This window comes from Salipiger mucosus DSM 16094 (genome assembly GCF_000442255.1).
GTDB classification, from domain to species: Bacteria; Pseudomonadota; Alphaproteobacteria; order Rhodobacterales; family Rhodobacteraceae; genus Salipiger; species Salipiger mucosus.
Genome location: NZ_KE557275.1, coordinates 447326 through 463269 on the forward strand (window position 1 = coordinate 447326; position 15944 = coordinate 463269).

At 68.4% G+C, this 15944-nt stretch carries 16 protein-coding genes; 7 read left to right on the forward strand and 9 right to left on the reverse strand.

The genetic code is table 11. The annotated features are described in order from the left end of the window. The first annotated feature begins 62 nt into the window (after positions 1-62). On the forward strand, positions 63-860 hold the full coding sequence (locus SALMUC_RS11445; protein ID WP_020040547.1) for an HTD2 family dehydratase: 798 nt from the start codon (positions 63-65) through the stop codon (positions 858-860). Between the two features lie 3 nt (positions 861-863). Here the strand turns inward: SALMUC_RS11445 and SALMUC_RS11450 are convergent, their stop codons facing one another. Beyond that, positions 864-1544, reverse strand: a complete 681-nt coding sequence (locus SALMUC_RS11450; RefSeq protein ID WP_020040546.1) for a sugar transferase — start codon at positions 1542-1544, stop codon at positions 864-866. 903 nt (positions 1545-2447) lie between these two features. On the opposite strand from SALMUC_RS11450, the gene SALMUC_RS11455 reads away from it, so the two are divergent. The 6 genes from SALMUC_RS11455 (at position 2448) to SALMUC_RS11480 (ending at position 6267) form a co-directional block, all read left to right on the forward strand. Further along, positions 2448-3062, forward strand: a complete 615-nt coding sequence (locus SALMUC_RS11455) for a ribonuclease D (RefSeq protein WP_020040545.1) — start codon at positions 2448-2450, stop codon at positions 3060-3062. A gap of 2 nt (positions 3063-3064) precedes the next feature. Then, positions 3065-3673, forward strand: coding sequence for a hypothetical protein (locus SALMUC_RS11460; protein WP_020040544.1), 609 nt, complete (start codon positions 3065-3067; stop codon positions 3671-3673). 10 nt (positions 3674-3683) lie between these two features. Next, positions 3684-4172: a lipopolysaccharide transport periplasmic protein LptA gene (gene lptA, locus SALMUC_RS11465; protein WP_020040543.1), complete on the forward strand. Its 489-nt coding sequence runs from the start codon at positions 3684-3686 to the stop codon at positions 4170-4172. 4 nt (positions 4173-4176) lie between these two features. Further along, positions 4177-4935, forward strand: coding sequence for an LPS export ABC transporter ATP-binding protein (gene lptB, locus SALMUC_RS11470; RefSeq protein WP_020040542.1), 759 nt, complete (start codon positions 4177-4179; stop codon positions 4933-4935). A 245-nt stretch (positions 4936-5180) separates the two neighbouring features. Beyond that, the gene (hpf, locus tag SALMUC_RS11475; RefSeq protein ID WP_020040541.1) at positions 5181-5747 is read left to right on the forward strand and encodes a ribosome hibernation-promoting factor, HPF/YfiA family; all 567 of its coding nucleotides are present in this window, start codon (positions 5181-5183) and stop codon (positions 5745-5747) included. Positions 5748-5802: 55 nt separating this feature from the next. Further along, the gene (locus SALMUC_RS11480; RefSeq protein WP_020040540.1) at positions 5803-6267 is read left to right on the forward strand and encodes a PTS sugar transporter subunit IIA; all 465 of its coding nucleotides are present in this window, start codon (positions 5803-5805) and stop codon (positions 6265-6267) included. 225 nt (positions 6268-6492) lie between these two features. Here the strand turns inward: SALMUC_RS11480 and SALMUC_RS11485 are convergent, their stop codons facing one another. The 8 genes from SALMUC_RS11485 to cysQ all read right to left on the reverse strand — a co-directional run bounded on the left by SALMUC_RS11485 (position 6493) and on the right by cysQ (position 15906). Beyond that, on the reverse strand, positions 6493-7923 hold the full coding sequence (locus SALMUC_RS11485) for a nodulation protein NodH (protein WP_020040539.1): 1431 nt from the start codon (positions 7921-7923) through the stop codon (positions 6493-6495). Positions 7924-7929: 6 nt separating this feature from the next. Continuing rightward, positions 7930-9630, reverse strand: coding sequence for a DUF5927 domain-containing protein (locus SALMUC_RS11490; protein WP_020040538.1), 1701 nt, complete (start codon positions 9628-9630; stop codon positions 7930-7932). Continuing rightward, entirely contained in the window at positions 9627-10637 is a 1011-nt protein-coding gene (locus tag SALMUC_RS11495; protein WP_020040537.1) for a glycosyltransferase family 2 protein, read from the reverse strand. The genes SALMUC_RS11490 and SALMUC_RS11495 overlap by 4 nt, the downstream gene beginning before the upstream one ends. 41 nt (positions 10638-10678) lie before the next feature. Beyond that, entirely contained in the window at positions 10679-11869 is a 1191-nt protein-coding gene (locus tag SALMUC_RS11500) for a glycosyltransferase family 4 protein (protein WP_037371733.1), read from the reverse strand. Next, positions 11850-12833: a UDP-glucose 4-epimerase GalE gene (gene galE / locus SALMUC_RS11505; protein WP_020040535.1), complete on the reverse strand. Its 984-nt coding sequence runs from the start codon at positions 12831-12833 to the stop codon at positions 11850-11852. Before galE ends, SALMUC_RS11500 begins: the two co-directional genes overlap by 20 nt. A gap of 6 nt (positions 12834-12839) precedes the next feature. Next, on the reverse strand, positions 12840-13736 hold the full coding sequence (gene galU, locus SALMUC_RS11510) for a UTP--glucose-1-phosphate uridylyltransferase GalU (RefSeq protein WP_020040534.1): 897 nt from the start codon (positions 13734-13736) through the stop codon (positions 12840-12842). Between the two features lie 85 nt (positions 13737-13821). Further along, the gene (locus tag SALMUC_RS11515) at positions 13822-15102 is read right to left on the reverse strand and encodes a glycosyltransferase family 2 protein (protein WP_021120269.1); all 1281 of its coding nucleotides are present in this window, start codon (positions 15100-15102) and stop codon (positions 13822-13824) included. 6 nt (positions 15103-15108) lie between these two features. Then, the gene (gene cysQ / locus SALMUC_RS11520; RefSeq protein WP_020040532.1) at positions 15109-15906 is read right to left on the reverse strand and encodes a 3'(2'),5'-bisphosphate nucleotidase CysQ; all 798 of its coding nucleotides are present in this window, start codon (positions 15904-15906) and stop codon (positions 15109-15111) included. Positions 15907-15944 lie beyond the last annotated feature (38 nt).

Sequence of the window (15944 nt, forward strand, 5' to 3'; positions counted from 1 at the left end):
CAGGCAGGACAGGATACGGCGCCGCGGGGGCTCTCCGCGGCGCTTTTTTGCGAGGAGAGGTCATGACCGCAGCCGGGTCGCCCACTGAGACTGTCACCGACATGATGGACCCCGCGCGGGGACGGGCACTGCAGGTGGCGCTGGGCCTTGCGCCGACCATCGAGGCGGGCACGCCGCTCCCGCCCTTCTTTCACCAGGTGCATTTCTGGGAGCCGCAGCCGCCCGTTGCGCTGGGCCGCGACGGGCATCCGCGCGTCGGCGGGCTGGTCCCCGACCTCGGGCTGCCGCGCCGCATGTGGGCGGGTGGCGACCTGTCGTTTCACGCGCCCCTGCTGGCGGGCGTTCCGGCCGAGAAACGCGCGCGCTGCACCTCGGTGACGCGCAAGACGGGCCGTTCGGGGCCGCTGGCCTTCGTCTCGCTGCTGCACGAGATACGGCAGGAGGGCCGGCTTCGCGTCGAGGAGCGGCAGGATCTCGTCTACCGCGAGGACCCCGACCCGGCGGCCCCGGCCCCGGTGCCGCCCGAAGCCCGGACCGACGAGGCCGAGGCGGTGGAGGAGACCTTCGACAGCACGCTGCTCTTCCGCTACTCGGCGCTGACCTTCAACGGGCACCGGATTCACTACGACGCGGATTATGCCCGCACGGTCGAGGGCTATGCCGGACTTGTCGTGCACGGTCCGCTGCTGGCGCAGCGCCTGATGCTCATGGCGGCGGGGCAGGGCGGGCTGGCACGGTTCCGCTTTCGCGCCACGGCGCCGGTCATCTCGGGCGAGAGGGTGAGCTTCTGCCGCTCGGGCACGGCGCTCTGGGTGCGCGGCGCCGACGGGCGGCTCTGCATGCAGGCCGAGGCGGCCTGAATCCTAGCAGCCGGTGCCGCGGACGACGACGCGCACGGTCTTGAGCAGGACCCGGAGGTCGGTCGCGAGGGACATCCGCGACAGGTAGTCGGCGTCGAACTCGGCGCGTTCGGAGAAGCTCGACTCGTTGCGGACCGAGGTCTGCCAGAAGCCGGTGATGCCGGGACGCAGCGCATAGTAGGCGGTGCCGGGGTAGATCGCGCGCTGCTCGACCAGCATCGGGCGCGGCCCCACGAGGGCCATGTCACCGCGCAGCACGTTCCAGAGCTGCGGCAGCTCGTCGAGCGAGGACTTGCGGATGAACCGCCCGACGGGCGTGATGCGCGGATCGTGGCGCAGCTTTTGCGCGTGGTCCCACTCGGCGCGCGCCTCGGGGTCGGCGGCGAGATGCGCCTCGAGCCGGGCCTCGGCGTCCGGCACCATCGAACGCAGTTTCCAGAGACGGAAGACGCGGCCGTTCAGGCCCAGCCGGTCCTGGCGATAGAAGGGCGAATGCCCGTCCCGGGCGACGAGAACCGCGAGGACCGAGACGACGATCAGCGCCGGCAGCGCGGCCAGCAACACCAGGCAGACGTCGAGCGCGCGCTTTGCTACGGCATGGTAGAAAGCCTCGCGCGGCGCACGGGCGGCGGTCTCGAAAAGGGGCTTGATGTCGGTCGTCTGAACGGTCGGGCGAAATTGCATCGTCGTATGACCTCCTGGAGGCGCGGGTGGGCGGGAGGCACGACGTTTCGCCGGCTTCGGATTGCACGGATCAGCCAGTCCGCCGGAATCGTGGCGGTCATGACTCGGTCGACATGCGAAGTGATCCGAACAGGCGGCGAATTGCCGTGCTGGCAGCTCCCAATTCTCGGCACCAGCCCCCAGGTGCCTCAATGTGTCGAGAATGTGTCCTTTAGTTGACTGGAATTGTTATGCCTTTGTGCTGCGGTATCGTCAACAAAACCTTTAGGTCACAACTTATGGTAGTGGCTGCCTTTTTTCCGTCTCCTTTGCTTCGAAGGCGTGGTGCGTCATGGCCGGACGGATAGCCGTTATATGCAATGGATGATTTCAATGATATCTATGCACCCTTGGGTTGCGCCTTTGCTCGATTGCAGCAAGCGGAGGGCGTAAACAATTCTTCCAGAACTCCGGATGAATTGTCCCATTATTTGCGACAATATTCACGATCTGCAAAAATTGTGCCCGAACCTGACGGCGAGGCCCCGGCCTCCGAATGGCGTGCCAGGGCAGTCGGCCGACGATCGGCCGCCTTTGGAAACAGTTTGCGCCGGGCGCCTCCTGCCGGCGATCTCGCCCGGCGCCGCGCGCTCCCGACCCAGCCCTCAAGGTGCCCGTCGCCGCGGGTCCTCGAAGCGCCGGAGGCAATGACACGCAGAGGTCGAGTGGCGAGCTCACGAAATATTTCAGCCCGTTAATCTCTGCCCGTTTCCGGCCCGATTTTCGACGAATCGACCCCGGCCCATGCCGCCCGTCCCGCCGCGCCCGCCTGCAGCCAAGCTCCGCCCGGGCCCGCGGCCGTTGCTTGTGCGGCGGGCTCGGCTTATGTCCTGCCTCGCGCAACACAGCATCAGGAGCGTGGCGATGGCCAACCATCTTCACCAGGGCGATCTGCCCGACGGTCTCGATCTCGGGCCCGAGGTCGCCATCGACTGCGAGACGATGGGGCTCAATCCGCAGCGTGACCGTCTCTGCGTGGTGCAGCTTTCGGCCGGCGACGGCGACGCGCATCTCGTGCAGGTCGCGCGCGGCCAGACCGCAGCGCCCAACCTCGCCCGGCTTCTCGAGGACCCGCAGGTGCTCAAGCTGTTCCACTACGGGCGCTTCGACATCGCCGCCATGTACAACACCTTCGGCGCGCTGGCCGGGCCGGTCTACTGCACCAAGATCGCCAGCCGCCTCGTGCGCACCTACACCGACAGGCACGGGCTCAAGGCGTTGACGCAGGAACTGCTGGGTGTCGACATCTCGAAGCAGCAGCAGTCCAGCGACTGGGGCGCGACGGAGCTCAGCGCGGCGCAGCTCGATTATGCCGCCTCGGACGTGCTCTACCTCCATCGCCTGCGCGACGCGCTGAACGGGATGCTCGCGCGCGAGGGCCGCACCGAATTGGCGCAGGCCTGCTTCGATTTCCTGCCGACCCGGGCGCGTCTCGATCTGGCCGGCTGGCCCGAGACGGACATCTTCGCGCATTCCTGAGCATGGCGCGCGGCGGCGACACATATTCCAGCATCATCGCCTGGCTGAAGATCCTGTTGCCGATGGCCGCGCTGGCCATGCTGTCGACGCTCTTCCTGCTGCCGCGGGGGGGCGATCCGATGGACAACATGCCGATCGGCGGCAGCCTGCCCGAGGACGGCGGACCCTCCGAGCAGGTGACCGCGCCCTACTATACCGGCACCACCGAGAGTGGCGACGCGCTGACCATGACCGCGCGGGCGGCCCGGCCGCTGGCGGATGGCGAAGGCGATCTCGCCGCCGAGGCGATGACCGCGCAGCTCGATCTTGCCGACGGCAGCCGCATCACGCTCGAGGCGGCGCGGGCCACGCTGGACGATTCCGATGCCAGCGCGCTGCTCGAGAACGGGGTCGTCATCGAGAGTTCGACGGGCTACGTGATGCGGTCCGACAGCATGCGCACCGCGCTCGACCGGATCGAGGCGGACACCCTGGGGCCGGTCAGCGGTTCGGGGCCCGCGGGGGAATTCACCGCCGGCCGTCTGCGCATCACCTCGGGTGAGAAGGAAGGCGATGTGCAACTGCTCTTCACCGATGGGGTAAATCTGGTATACGAGCCTGAAAAACAATGAGTGCTGCCCCATGCTTCGAACGCTGACCGCCGCTGCCGCGATGACCGTGCTGGCCCTTCCCGCCCTCGCGCAGGGAGCGCAGGTCGCCTTTGGCGGCGCGACGCAGGATCCCGACGCGCCGGTCGAGGTCAGCGCCGACCAGCTTCAGGTGAACCAGTCCGACGGCACCGCGCTCTATACCGGGAACGTGGTGATCGGGCAGGGCGAGATGCGCCTCGCCGCGCCGCGCGTGCTGGTCGTCTACGTCGAGGGGCAGGGCCGCATCGACCGGCTCGAGGCCACCGGCGGCGTCACGCTGGTCAGCGGCGACGAGGCCGCCGAGGCCGAGCGCGCCGACTACGACATCGAGGCCGGGATCATCGAGATGACCGGCAACGTCCTGCTGACCCAGGGCGAGAACGCGCTGACATCCGAGCGCATGATCGTGGACCTCGAGAACGGCACCGCCGAGATGGCGGGCCGTGTGCGGACCGTGATCCAGAGCGGCGGCGACGAGTAGGCCGATGGCCGAACCCGAACTGACAGTGACCGAGGGCGACAGCGGATTGCGCGTGCGTCACCTGCGCAAGAGCTACCGCAAGAAGGTGGTGATCCGCGACGTGACGCTGGATCTCGACCGCGGCGAGGTGGTCGCGCTGCTGGGGCCGAACGGCTCGGGCAAGACGACGACCTTCTACGCGATCGCCGGGCTCGTGAACCCCGAGGGCGGCGAGGTGCGCATCGACGGCCGCGATGTCACCTACCTGCCGATGTATCGCCGCGCGCGGCTGGGCATCGGCTACCTGCCGCAGGAAATGTCGATTTTCCGCGGGCTCTCGGTCGAGGACAACATCGCCGCGGTGCTCGACATCGCGATCTCGGACCGCCACCGCCAGCGCGAACGCCTCGAGGAGCTGCTGGGCGACTTCTCGATCGAGCACCTGCGCCGCGCGCCCGCGCTGGCGCTTTCGGGCGGCGAGCGGCGGCGCGTCGAGATCGCCCGCTGCCTGGCGGCGAATCCCAAGTACCTGCTGCTGGACGAACCCTTCGCCGGGGTCGATCCGATCAGCGTGGGCGACATCCGTCACCTCGTGGCCGACCTGCGCAAGCGCGGAATCGGGGTGCTCATCACCGATCACAACGTGCGCGAGACGCTCGAGATCGTGGACCGCGCCTACATCCTGCACGACGGCCACGTCCTGATGTCCGGCACCCCGGCCGAGGTCGTGCAGAACGAGAACGTGCGCCGTGTCTACCTGGGCGAGAACTTCCGGATCGGCTGAAATGGCCCCCTGCGATTAACCAGCCGGTAACGACCGGTTTGAGACAGATCATTGACAAGACGACGGGGAGTCACCTCAAATGACAATATGACGCAGCGCATCCCTGCACGCCCGGCCAAGCGGTTCCCCGAGGAGAGGGACGGTCGGCAACGTGCAGCAGCCTTGCGTCTTTCCTGATCCGACGCCAGATCACCCGGAGCGCGGTCTCCGGACCGGCGCCGGGTCCAAAGTGAGAAGGAACGAAAATGCGCTATCAGATCACTGGAAAGCAGATCGACATCGGCGAGGCCCTTCAGACGCACGTGCAGACCGAGCTGGGCACGACCATCGAGAAGTATCCGGGCCGGCCCACCGATGCGACCGTCATCTTTTCCAAGAGCGCACATGAATATGCCTGCGAGGTGGTGGTGCACCTCTCGACCGGGCTGAACGTCTCGGCCAAGGCCAAGGCGGTCGAGATCTACGCGGCCTTCGACGCATGCTGCGAAAAGATCGACAAGCAGCTGCGCCGCTACAAGCGCCGTCTGAAGGACCACCACAAGGAGCGCACCGAGCCCATTGAAATCATGGAAGCGGTCTCGTATGTGCTCGCGCGCGAAGAGGACTCGAAGGAATACGAAGAGCCCGACTCGCTGCAGCCCATCATTGTGGCCGAGATGGAGACACGGATTCCATCGCTGTCCGTGGGTGAAGCCGTGATGCAGATGGAACTGGCCGGCGCCCCGGTGCTCGTGTTCCGGAACGAGAAGAAGGACGGCGTGAACGTCGTGTACCGGCGCGATGATGGCAACATCGGGTGGATTGATCCGTAAATCCGCCGCAATGGCCGTGCATCAGCGCTCCTGACCAGAGATAGAAGGGCGTCTCATGACCTTTCTGAAACTACTGAAGCCGGAGGCCGTGAAAGTCGTGGCCGCGGCCAGCAGCAAGAAGCGGCTGATGCACGACATCGCCGAACTCGCCGAAACCGCCTACGGGGTGCGTGCCCCGCTGGCCGTCGAGGCCCTGATGGAACGTGAAAGCCTGGGGCCCACGGGCGTGGGCCACGGGGTCGCACTGCCGCATGCGCGGCTGTCGGGGCTCGACGCGGTGCGCGGTGTCTTCATCCTGCTCGAGAAACCGGTCGAGTTCGAGTCGGTCGACCGCCAGCCGGTCGACGTGGTCATGGCGCTCTTCGCGCCCGAGGACGCGGGTGTCGAGCACCTCAAGGCGCTCGCCCTGGTGTCGCGCACGCTGCGCGACACCACGCTGTGCAACAAGCTGCGGGCGAACCCTGACCCGGCGACCCTGCACGCCCTGCTGACCGAAGGCCGCGCCTCGCAGGCCGCCTGAGGGTCATCCCCGACAAGTCAATGACAGCCGGCCCGGAGCAAGCATGCTCCGGGCCGCGCTGCTTTTGTCGGTCGCCGGCCCGCTGCCTTGAAAGGTGGCTGGGCCTCCACCCGTTCGGCCCTGAAACGCTCCACTGGAGCGTTTCCGAGACGGGCCTGCCTTTCGGCCCGGGGCTCCGCCCGTTCGGCCCTGAAACGCTCCACTGGAGCGTTTCCGAGACGGGCCTCACCCCCAGTCGTCGAAGCCGAACATGATGTAGTCGCGGGCGTAGGCCTCGCGCGCGAGGGCCTCGATCTCGGCGTCGTAGATCTCGGCCAGCGAGAAGGGCGCTGCCGTGGGGACCGGTACCGGGTCGGGCGGGGCGCCATGCCCCACCTGCATCGCCAGCGCCGGAAGGTAGGCGGCCATCTCGTCCTCGCGCACGATCATGTCGGGCAGGGTGAACTCGGCCATGCCCTGAAGGCACTGCGCCTGGCTGGCCCAGTGTCCGTCGACCCGCACCGCCGTCTGCCCGGCGAGGTTCGCCTTGAGAAAGGCGAGAAAGGCCGAAAAGGCCTCGCGATGCGCCGCGACGTCGTAGTCGCCGCCGGGCTCGCCCTCGGGGATGGGCAGGTTGTGCGCCCGGCGCAACGTCTTGCGGATGCCGGCAAAGCTGCCCTTGGCGGTCGTCAGGATCCGCGCGCAGAAGGCATCGTGCGCCCGCGCCACGGGGTGCCGCAGCACCGTGAAGCTGCGATGCCCCGGCCGCTCGCGCTTCCACTGGCGCAGGGTCTTCTGGCTGAAATCCCGCACGAGATCGGCATCGCCGCAGTCGTCCAGCGCCCGGAACCAGGCGCGCACGGCCGCCTCTGGTCCCGAGCGGATCGGCATGTAGAGAAGCGGCGTTCGCGCGGCGCCCACGTAGGAGGGCACCACCGGCCCGCGCCGGGGCTCGAAGTTGGGCGTGCGCGACAGGTTGAACCGGTCGAGCCGCACCAGCGCCTGCTCCATCTCGTCGAAGTTCGCCACCTTCTCGGACACAGGTTCGGGGTTCTGCCGCTTGAGCGCCGTGTTCAGGCTCTCCAGCCGCCCCGGCACGCCCAGCCACGTCGCGAGCCCGTTCATCACCGCGACGTCCTGCAGGTCTTCGTAGGCGACGTGAAAGGCGGTCTGCCCGCTCACCTGCAGCGCATTGGTCAGCATGACCTGGAAGTCCTGCAGCTCCGCCAGGTGCGCCTCGAACTCCTGCGGATCGAACCGCGCCAGCCCGTCCTTGCGCCGTCGCACGTTGGTCAGCTTCCACTGCCCGGTGGACTGCGCGATCTTGCGGCTGACGTAGCTGTCGACCGGGTTGCGCGTCAGCACGATCTTGGCGCAGCGCGGGTCCTGCAGGATCGCGGGCAGCACGCGCGGATCGTGGTCGTGGAAATAGCGAAAGCCCCCCATGCCGCCGGGCGTCGCCGTGCGGATCTGCGTCAGCAGGCGACCCGGGTCGCGGTCACGCTCGTCCTGCGGGATGCCGAGGATCTCGTCGGCGTTGGGGTAGCCGATGAAATGCGGATTGAAGGCCTCGCCGTGGCAGGTCAGCCCGTCGATGGCGTTGAGATTGGCCTCGAGGAAATTGGACCCGGTCCGCATTTCCGCGAAGATGACGAAAAGGTCGAAGCGGTCGGACATGCGCCCCTACTGGTTGACGATATACGGTTTGCGCGCCCGCGGGCGGGCGTCGCGGGGGGCGGGTTCGACGGGGAAGTCGCCCATGAGATAGGGGTGCATCCCCTGGTTCTTGAGGTTCTGCAGGAACTGGCCGAAGCCCGTCAGGTCCTCCATCACCGGCGCCTCGGCAAGCCGCCGTCCCGAGGCCTGCCCGATCTCGTCGATCAGCACCTGCAACGGCTCCATCGGCGCCTCGATGAACTCGGCCATCGACCAGATGCGGATGCGTGCCTTGGCCTCGGGCGAATGCAGCTCGTCCAGCATGCGGCGCTCGATCTTCTGCAGCGCGGCCGCCTCGCGGCGCAACACCGCGAAACTTTCGTCCGACTTGAAGAGCGGCACCGCCCAGGCGCCGGTGATGACGCTGATCTGCGCGTTGGGATCGCGCGTGATGTGCCAGTTGATCGCCTGCGCGTCGCGCGGGCCGTGCTGGAAGCATTGCCGTTCGCCCCGGGTGTTCCAGACAAGGTTCGTCAGGAAGGCCTTCGGGTTGGCGTCGCGCAGGCCCGCCGTGTCGCTGAGCGCGCCGTTGACGATGCGCTGTCCGCCGGCGAACTCGGCCCGCTCCGGCGCGTAGAGATGCCCGTGCACCTGCGCGCCGGTTGCCCGCGCGAGCCAGTCCTCGAACTCGCGAAAGAGGTCGGAGAAGCCGCAGAAGACCGAATACTTGCCCGCCGTGACGCCGTTCTCCCAGCCCTGGTTGGGATAGCGCGACTGCATGTAGAGCCCCGCGCGCCCGCGCGTCCGCCGGTCCACCGCCTTGGCGAAAATGCGGTCGATCTTGCCGGGGTTGGGCTCCTGCCGGTTGGCCGCACCTTCGGGATGGTTGAGGAATGCGTCGTAGAGCCGGTCGGCATGGGGCCAGATCTTGCGCGCGACGAAACAGTCCGAGCGCCGCAGCAGCTGCAGGTGATCGTCGTAGAAGATGTGCGGCTTGCCCTGGAAATCGAACTTCGACAGCGTCAGCGAGCGGCTCTCGATGTGCTCCGAATGCAGCCGCGCGAGCGTCTGGAAATAGCTCTCGTCCGGGATCCAGACGCGGCGGAAGTAGCGGTCGAAGCGGCGCCGGTCGGGCGCGTGCAGGATCGCCTCGAGCGTCTTGCGCGTCAGGCACCACCACTGGCTGCCCATGTGCGGCACGATCCCGCGCGGGATGCGCCGCGCCAGCCCCAGCCGGCGCTGCACCTCGACGAAGCGGTCGAACAGATAGCGGTTGCCGCGCCACGAGAAGGGGAAGAACAGTGTGAAACGTTCGCGGTCGAGCCCCCCCACCGTCCAGGGCACGTCGGCGGTGGTGGCGCTTTCGATGAAGTCGGTCTGCGGCCGCGCGTCGAGGTAGGCGATCAGCTCGTCCACCGGGCGCAGCGGCAGGCAGGCGCCCGAGGCCAGGTAGACGTGCCGCACGCCGGGATAGCGGTCGAGCAGCAGCTCGGCGGCGTCCTGGCTCGCGGCGACGAGGCCCCAGGTGCCCCACTGGCAGCGATGGCGGCGCGAGAAATGCACGTCGGGCAGGTCGGACAGCGACTCGACGAAGGCACGGTAGACGCGCGGCGCGACGCTGCGGTCGACGTGGATCACCACCGGGCAGCCCGCCCGGCTCCAGTGCCGCGCCACCTGTTCGGCCCGGCCGAAGGCGGTGTGCACCAGCATGACGATGCCGAGGCTCACGCCCAGTTCCCCTTGGACATCAGCCCGAGGATCTCGAGCTGGCGCCAGTTGATGTAGGTCTCGGAGAAGCGGCACCACAGGTCGGGATTCTCGCGGATGCCCTCGGCGTAGGCGAGGTATTCCTTGGACCCGGCGTAGTGCTGGCGGCGCTGCAGCTCTTCCTCGGCCTTGGTGCCGAAGGTGTCGAGGAACTTGGTGTGCAGCAGCAGCCCGCTGGCCTTTTCCCCGCCCCACTCGTCGTAGACGAGGTTCAGCCCGCGCGGCAGCAGCATGTGGGTCGAACTCACGAAGGCATAGCGCCGGTCCCATTTCACCAGCGGGATCTTGTTGAGCGCCGGCGCGCGTTCCGGCTGGTCGGCGAAGAACATCCGCGCGCGCGGCCCGCCCTGGATCCAGAGATTGCCGAACCGCCGGTTGCGCCGCGTGGTGTAGTTGCCCGCATCGAACCACGAGGCGATCTGCAGCGGGTCCTGCCCGGCCTCGTAGGGCTGCGCGTCGATCCGGCCCTTGGGATACATGTCGAGCAGCATGGCCGAGAAGCTCTTGATCGACGAGGCATCCAGCCAGTCGGTCAGCGCCCGCAGGGGCCGGGTGTCGCAGAATGGGTAGAGAAAGAACTCGTCGGGATCGACGGTCAGCGTCCAGTGGCCGTGGCCATGCTGGCGCAGCAGCCAGTTGATCCAGTCCATCCCGAAGCGCGCGCGCTTGTAGCTGGCGCGCGTGGACCAGACCGAGACGTCGGGCTGCCGCGCAAGGTAGTCGAGCGAGCCGTCGGTGCTGTCGTTGTCCACGAAGAGGAAGTGGTTCACCCCCATGTCGCGGTAGTATTTCAGGAAGTAGGGCAGGCGGACGCCCTCGTTGCGCTGGGTGCAGAAGACCAGCAGGTCCGAGGCGCGGATCGCGTCGGTGCGGTTCGCGACCGGCTTCAGCTCGCGCCGCTTGCGGAAGGCGCGGAGGCGCCAGCGCCTGCGTTGTAGCCTCAGCCGATATGACTGCCATGCGCCCAAAAGACGTGTTCCTCGATCGGCTGGCTCGTGCCTCGCGGCTATCAGGTGAGGGTTAACACCGTCTTGAAATGGCTGTCCCACGTCGGCGGCGCGAAGCCGCCGGCCCTGTCGTCGCGTGTGTCCGGGGCCGCCCGATGCTCCTCGGTCAAGCGTTTTATCGTTTCAATCCAACGATACCGGTCGGTCACCGCGGCGTAAACGGGAATATCGCCCAGCGTCTCGTGCACCACCGGCAGGTCGGATGCGACGACCGGCACGCCCAGGGCGGCGGCTTCGAGCGGGGGCAGGCCGTAGCCCTCGGCGTGGCTGGGAAAGAGCAGCCCGGCGCTGTCGGCGAGCAGGGCAAAGACCTCGGCGTCGCTGCAGCCGGGCCGTTCGTGCACGCCCGGGATCCCCCGGTCGAGGCGGGCAAAAACATCGGCGTTGTTCCAGCCGCGCGTGCCGCAGATCAGCAGATGCGCCTCGGGGCGCTCGCGCTCCCAGATGTCGAGCAGCAGCGCGTGGTTCTTGCGCGGCTCGATGGTGCCCAGAACGACGAAAAAGGGCTTCCCCGTCCAGGGCCCGCGCGGGGCGCGCCCCGGCTGCGGGCGATCGAGGCCCAGCGGCGCGACCACCGTCTCGGGGTGCAGGCCCTGCGGCGCCAGCAGCCGCTGCACGTCGGCCTCGGTCACATGCGAATTGCAGATCAGCAGGCTGGCCTCGGCCCCCGCCAGCTCCAGGAAGGCGCGGAACCGCTCGGGCACGCCCTCGGCCGCGTATTCGGGAAAGTCGAGCGGGATCGTGTCGTGCAGCAGCACCGAGATCCGCGCGCCCGGGATGCCCTTCAGCGCGGCGACGGTGCGGTCGGTCAGGTTGGTGTGGCCGGTGTTGATATAGGCGATGCCCTCGGGCAGCTGCGCCTTCAGCGTCCGCGCCAGCGCCACCCGCCGCAGGCCCGCCTCGGCCCGGGCGCGGGTCGGATCGGTGCCGCGGCGCAGCCGCGACAGCCGGTCCGGCGGCGCCCAGTCCTGCGCATCCAGCCGGCGCCTGAAATCGGCGCAACCCGCCGCGTCGAGCAGGATGAATCCCAGCGTCGACCGCACCAGCCCGAAAAGCGGCACGTCCTCGGCCAGCAGCCGCGACAGATAGGCGTATTCCACCCGGTCGACGCCCGTGAAGGGCCGCCCGGCGCGGGAGACGAGCCGCGTCAGGTCGAGAAGTCGCGCCGGAGGGTCAGCCCTCGTAGTGTCCATTCTGGTGCCAGCGCCAGGCGTCGGCGATCATCTGCGGCATGGTCGAACGTCCGGGCGTCCAGCCCAGCTCGGCCGCCGCGCGGGTCGAGCCCGAGACCAGCTTGGTCGCGTCGCCGGCGCGGCGCGGCCCCTCGGAGTGCGGCACCTCGCGGTTGGTGACGGCGCGCGACGCGTCGATCACCTCGCGCACGGAAAAGCCGTCCCCGGTGCCCAGGTTGAAGACCCGGCTGCCCTTGTCCTCGCGCAGCCACTCCAGCCCCAGCACGTGGGCGTCGACGAGGTCCATGACGTGGACGTAGTCGCGCACGCAGGTGCCGTCGGGCGTGTCGTAGTCGGTCCCGTTGATCGTCAGCGCCGGGCGCTTGCCGTCGATCGCCTCGAGCATCACCGGGATCAGGTGCGTCTCGGGGCGGTGGTGTTCGCCCACCTCGCCCTCGGGGTCGGCACCCGCCACGTTGAAGTAGCGGAAGATCACGTGCTTCAGCCCGTGCGCCGCCTCGAAGTCGCGCAGGATGTTCTCGACCGCGCGCTTGGAGGCGCCGTAGGCGTTCAGCGGCTCCTGTGGGGTGTGTTCGTCCAGCACGACGTTGTCATGCTCGCCGTAGGTGGCGCAGGTCGAGGAGAAGACGAAGCTCTTGCAGCCCGCCGCGCAGGCCGCCTCGATCAGCGTGAGCGAGCCCTCGACGTTGTTGCGCCAGTAGAGGCCGGGCTCGGCCATGGCCTCGCCCACTTGGCTGAGCGCGGCGAAATGCATGACCGCCACGGGTTGATACTGCGCAAAGACCTCGTCCAGCCGCGCGCGGTCGGACAGCGATCCCTCTTCGAGCGGGCCGAACTTCACCGCGTCCCGCCAGCCGGTGACGAGGTTGTCGTAGGTGACGGGGGTATATCCGGCGGCGCGCAGCGCCTTGCAGGCGTGCGAGCCGATATAGCCCGCACCGCCGGTGACCAGAACGTTCGTCAAGATGTCTTACTCCGCGGCTTTGCGGGCCGAGACGACCTCGTGCAGGTAGGCCTCGAGATCGTCGCGCAGGTCGGGGCGGTCGAGCCCGAAGGCGACCGTCGCCTGCAGGAAGCCCGCCTTGGAGCCGCAGTCATAGCGCTGGCCGTTGAAGCGGTAGCCGAAGACGCCGTCGGTTTCGCTGCCGATCTGCCGCGCGATGGCGTCGGTAAGCTGGATCTCGCCCCCGGCGCCGGTCTGTTTCTCGTCGAGGTTGCGCAGGATCTGCGGCGACAGGATGTAGCGGCCGATCACGGCGAGGTTCGAGGGCGCGGTGCCGGGCTTGGGCTTCTCGACCATGCCCTTGACCGACACGAGGTTGCCCATGTCCTGCTCGACGTCGAGGATGCCGTAGGACGAGGCCTTGTCGGCGGGCACCTCCATGGCGGCGACCATGTTGCCGCCGGTCTCTTCGTAGGCGGCGGTCATCTGCTGCAGGCAGGGGGTGTCGGCGGCGATCACGTCGTCGGGCAGGATGACGGCGAAGGGCTCGTCCCCGATCAGCCGGCGGGCGCACCAGACCGCGTGGCCGAGACCCAGCGCCTTGTGCTGGCGGAGGTAGGCGACCTCGCCCGATTCCATGTTGGTGGATTCGAGAATTTCCAGCAGCTCGTCCTTGCCCTTGTTCTTGAGCTCCTGTTCGAGCTGCGGGGCACGGTCGAAGTAATCCTCCAGCGCGCCCTTGCCGCGCGAGGTGACGAAGATGAATTCCTTGATCCCGGCCGCGCGCGCCTCGTCGATGGCGTACTGGACGAGCGGGCGGTCGACCAGGGTCATGATTTCCTTGGGAACAGACTTGGTCGCCGGGAGGAAACGGGTGCCCAGTCCCGCCACCGGGAAGATTGCTTTGGTCACCTTGTTGCGCATCAGACGTCTTCCTTGATCAACTTGTGGCGCGGGGGCGCCGAATACTGTTCGATCACTAACACTTTATCGCGTCGGGTGACACCGTTCAAATGCGCTCGCGTGTGTCTTTGCCGGTGCCCGGGATGCCCGTTTGTGCAGTGGTGTCGATGCCGCGCACCGTGGAGACGCGAACAACTTCGAGTTGCAGCCGCCGGCGGAAGAGCCCGGGCCGAATCAGCCGTCCCAGCCGGGTGCTGCGGCCCCAAAGGCCGCCCGCCTGTTCCCAGTACCCGTCGGGGTGGAAATGCACGGTATGGTAGAGTGTCGTGTGCGAGAAACGGAACAGGCTGACGATCTCTCCGGCGGCCGCCCGCGCGGCCGCCTCGCGGCGCAATGCAGCCCGCGACCAGGCCCGGCCGGCAACGACTGAACGCAGGGCGCCCGGGCGCCCGGGATAGGGCTGGAAGCGGGTTTCCGATGCCGAGAGCGGGGCTGGTGTGACGGCCGCCCGCCGCGCCCCTTCGCGGGCGCCCCGGTCGAGGCCGCGCAACAGGCGCCAGGCGTCGTCGGGTCCCAGCGGGCCGCGCTGCATCAGGACAACGAGGCGCTGCCGCTGCGCGGCGCGGAAGGTGCGCCAGGCGGAGTCGCGCTGCGCCTCGGGGCAATGCTTGCGCAGGAAAACCGCCATCGAGGCGCCGATCTCGGTCAGGTCGCGCGGGGTGCGGTCGCGGCTCCGGCGCGTGCTTTCGGCGTAGCCGTGATGCACCTGCGCCAGCGGCACGGCGGCAGCCGAGAGCCCGGCGTCAGCGCGGCGCAGGTCGAGGTCGGTCTCGTCGAGGTAGAACCGGAAGGCCGGGTCGAAGCCGCCGAGTTCCGCCAGCACCGACCGGCGCCAGGCCATGTTCGTGCCCTGCAGCTTGAGCGTGGCCTCGGACGGGGCGACCACGCGCGGCGCGGCGCCGGACAGCGGCAGCTCGGCCTCGTCACCCGTCGCGGTGACGGTGCGCGCGCGCCACTGGAAGTCGATGCCGTTGCGCCCGCGCACGTAGCCGCCGGCGGCCGCCACCCGCGCCTCGGCGAAGGGCGCCGCGAGATGGGTCAGCCAGGTGGGTTCGGGCACCGCGTCGTCGTCGAGGAAGGCCACGATCCCGCCCGCAGCCCGCGCGATCCCGCGGTTGCGCGCCTCCGAGATGTTGGCCTCGTCGAACGCCACGAGCTTGAGATGCGCCGCGTCCGGCCTCGACCGGACGCGCGCCGCGCCCTCGGGGCAGGCGACCACCACCACCTCGAAGGCGGGGTGGTCGAGTTGCGCCACGCCGGTCAGGCACAGGTCCAGCGCCGCCGGGCGGCCCCGGCTGACGATCACCACGCTGACCGGCGCGGGCATGGGCGGTCAGCCCTCCTTGAGGTCCACCCCGGGCGCGTAGGCGATGAAGAAGGGGTTGGCGAAGCCCGGCTTGCCGTAGGCCAGCGGCGTGTGGTCGTCGAAGCGCACCACGCGGCCGCCGGCGCCGTGCAGCACCGCGTGGCCGGCCGCCGTGTCCCATTCCATCGTGCGGCCCAGCCGCGGGTAGATGTCGGCCTCGCCCGTCGCGACAAGGCAGAACTTCAGCGAGGAGCCGGCGCTCTTGGAATCCTTCACCGCGTACTTGTTGATGTAGGTGTCGGTGGCCTCGTCGCGGTGCGACTTCGAGGCCACGACCATCAGCGCGGAATTGTCGGCCTCCGAGACCTTGATCGGCGTCGTCTCGCCCTGCGTCTCCTTGTCGAAGGGGCCGACCTCCTCGACCGAGTGGCCGACGGAATCGGTGTAGAACATCCGGCCCTTGGCGGGCGCGTAGACCACGCCGCGCGTCGGCACGCCGTCCTCGACCAGTGCGATGTTCACGGTGAAATCGCCGCGCCGCTTCACGAATTCCTTGGTGCCGTCCAGCGGATCGACGATGAGAAAGGTCATCGCCTCGACGTCATGGCTGTCGGCCTGTTCCTCGGTCACCAGCGGCATGTCCGGAAAGGCGTCGCGCAGGCCGGCCGAGATCAGGGCGTCGGCGGCCTCGTCGGCCTCGGTCACGGGGCTGGAATCGGACTTCACCTTCACGTCGAAGTCGTCGGAGTTGTAGATCTCCATGATCTTGTCGCCCGCCTCGAGCGCCAGTCGCCGCATCGCCGTGACCAGGGTTTCGTAATTCAAAGCGCCACTCCTTTTCCGCGCAGGACGCGGATTCATTG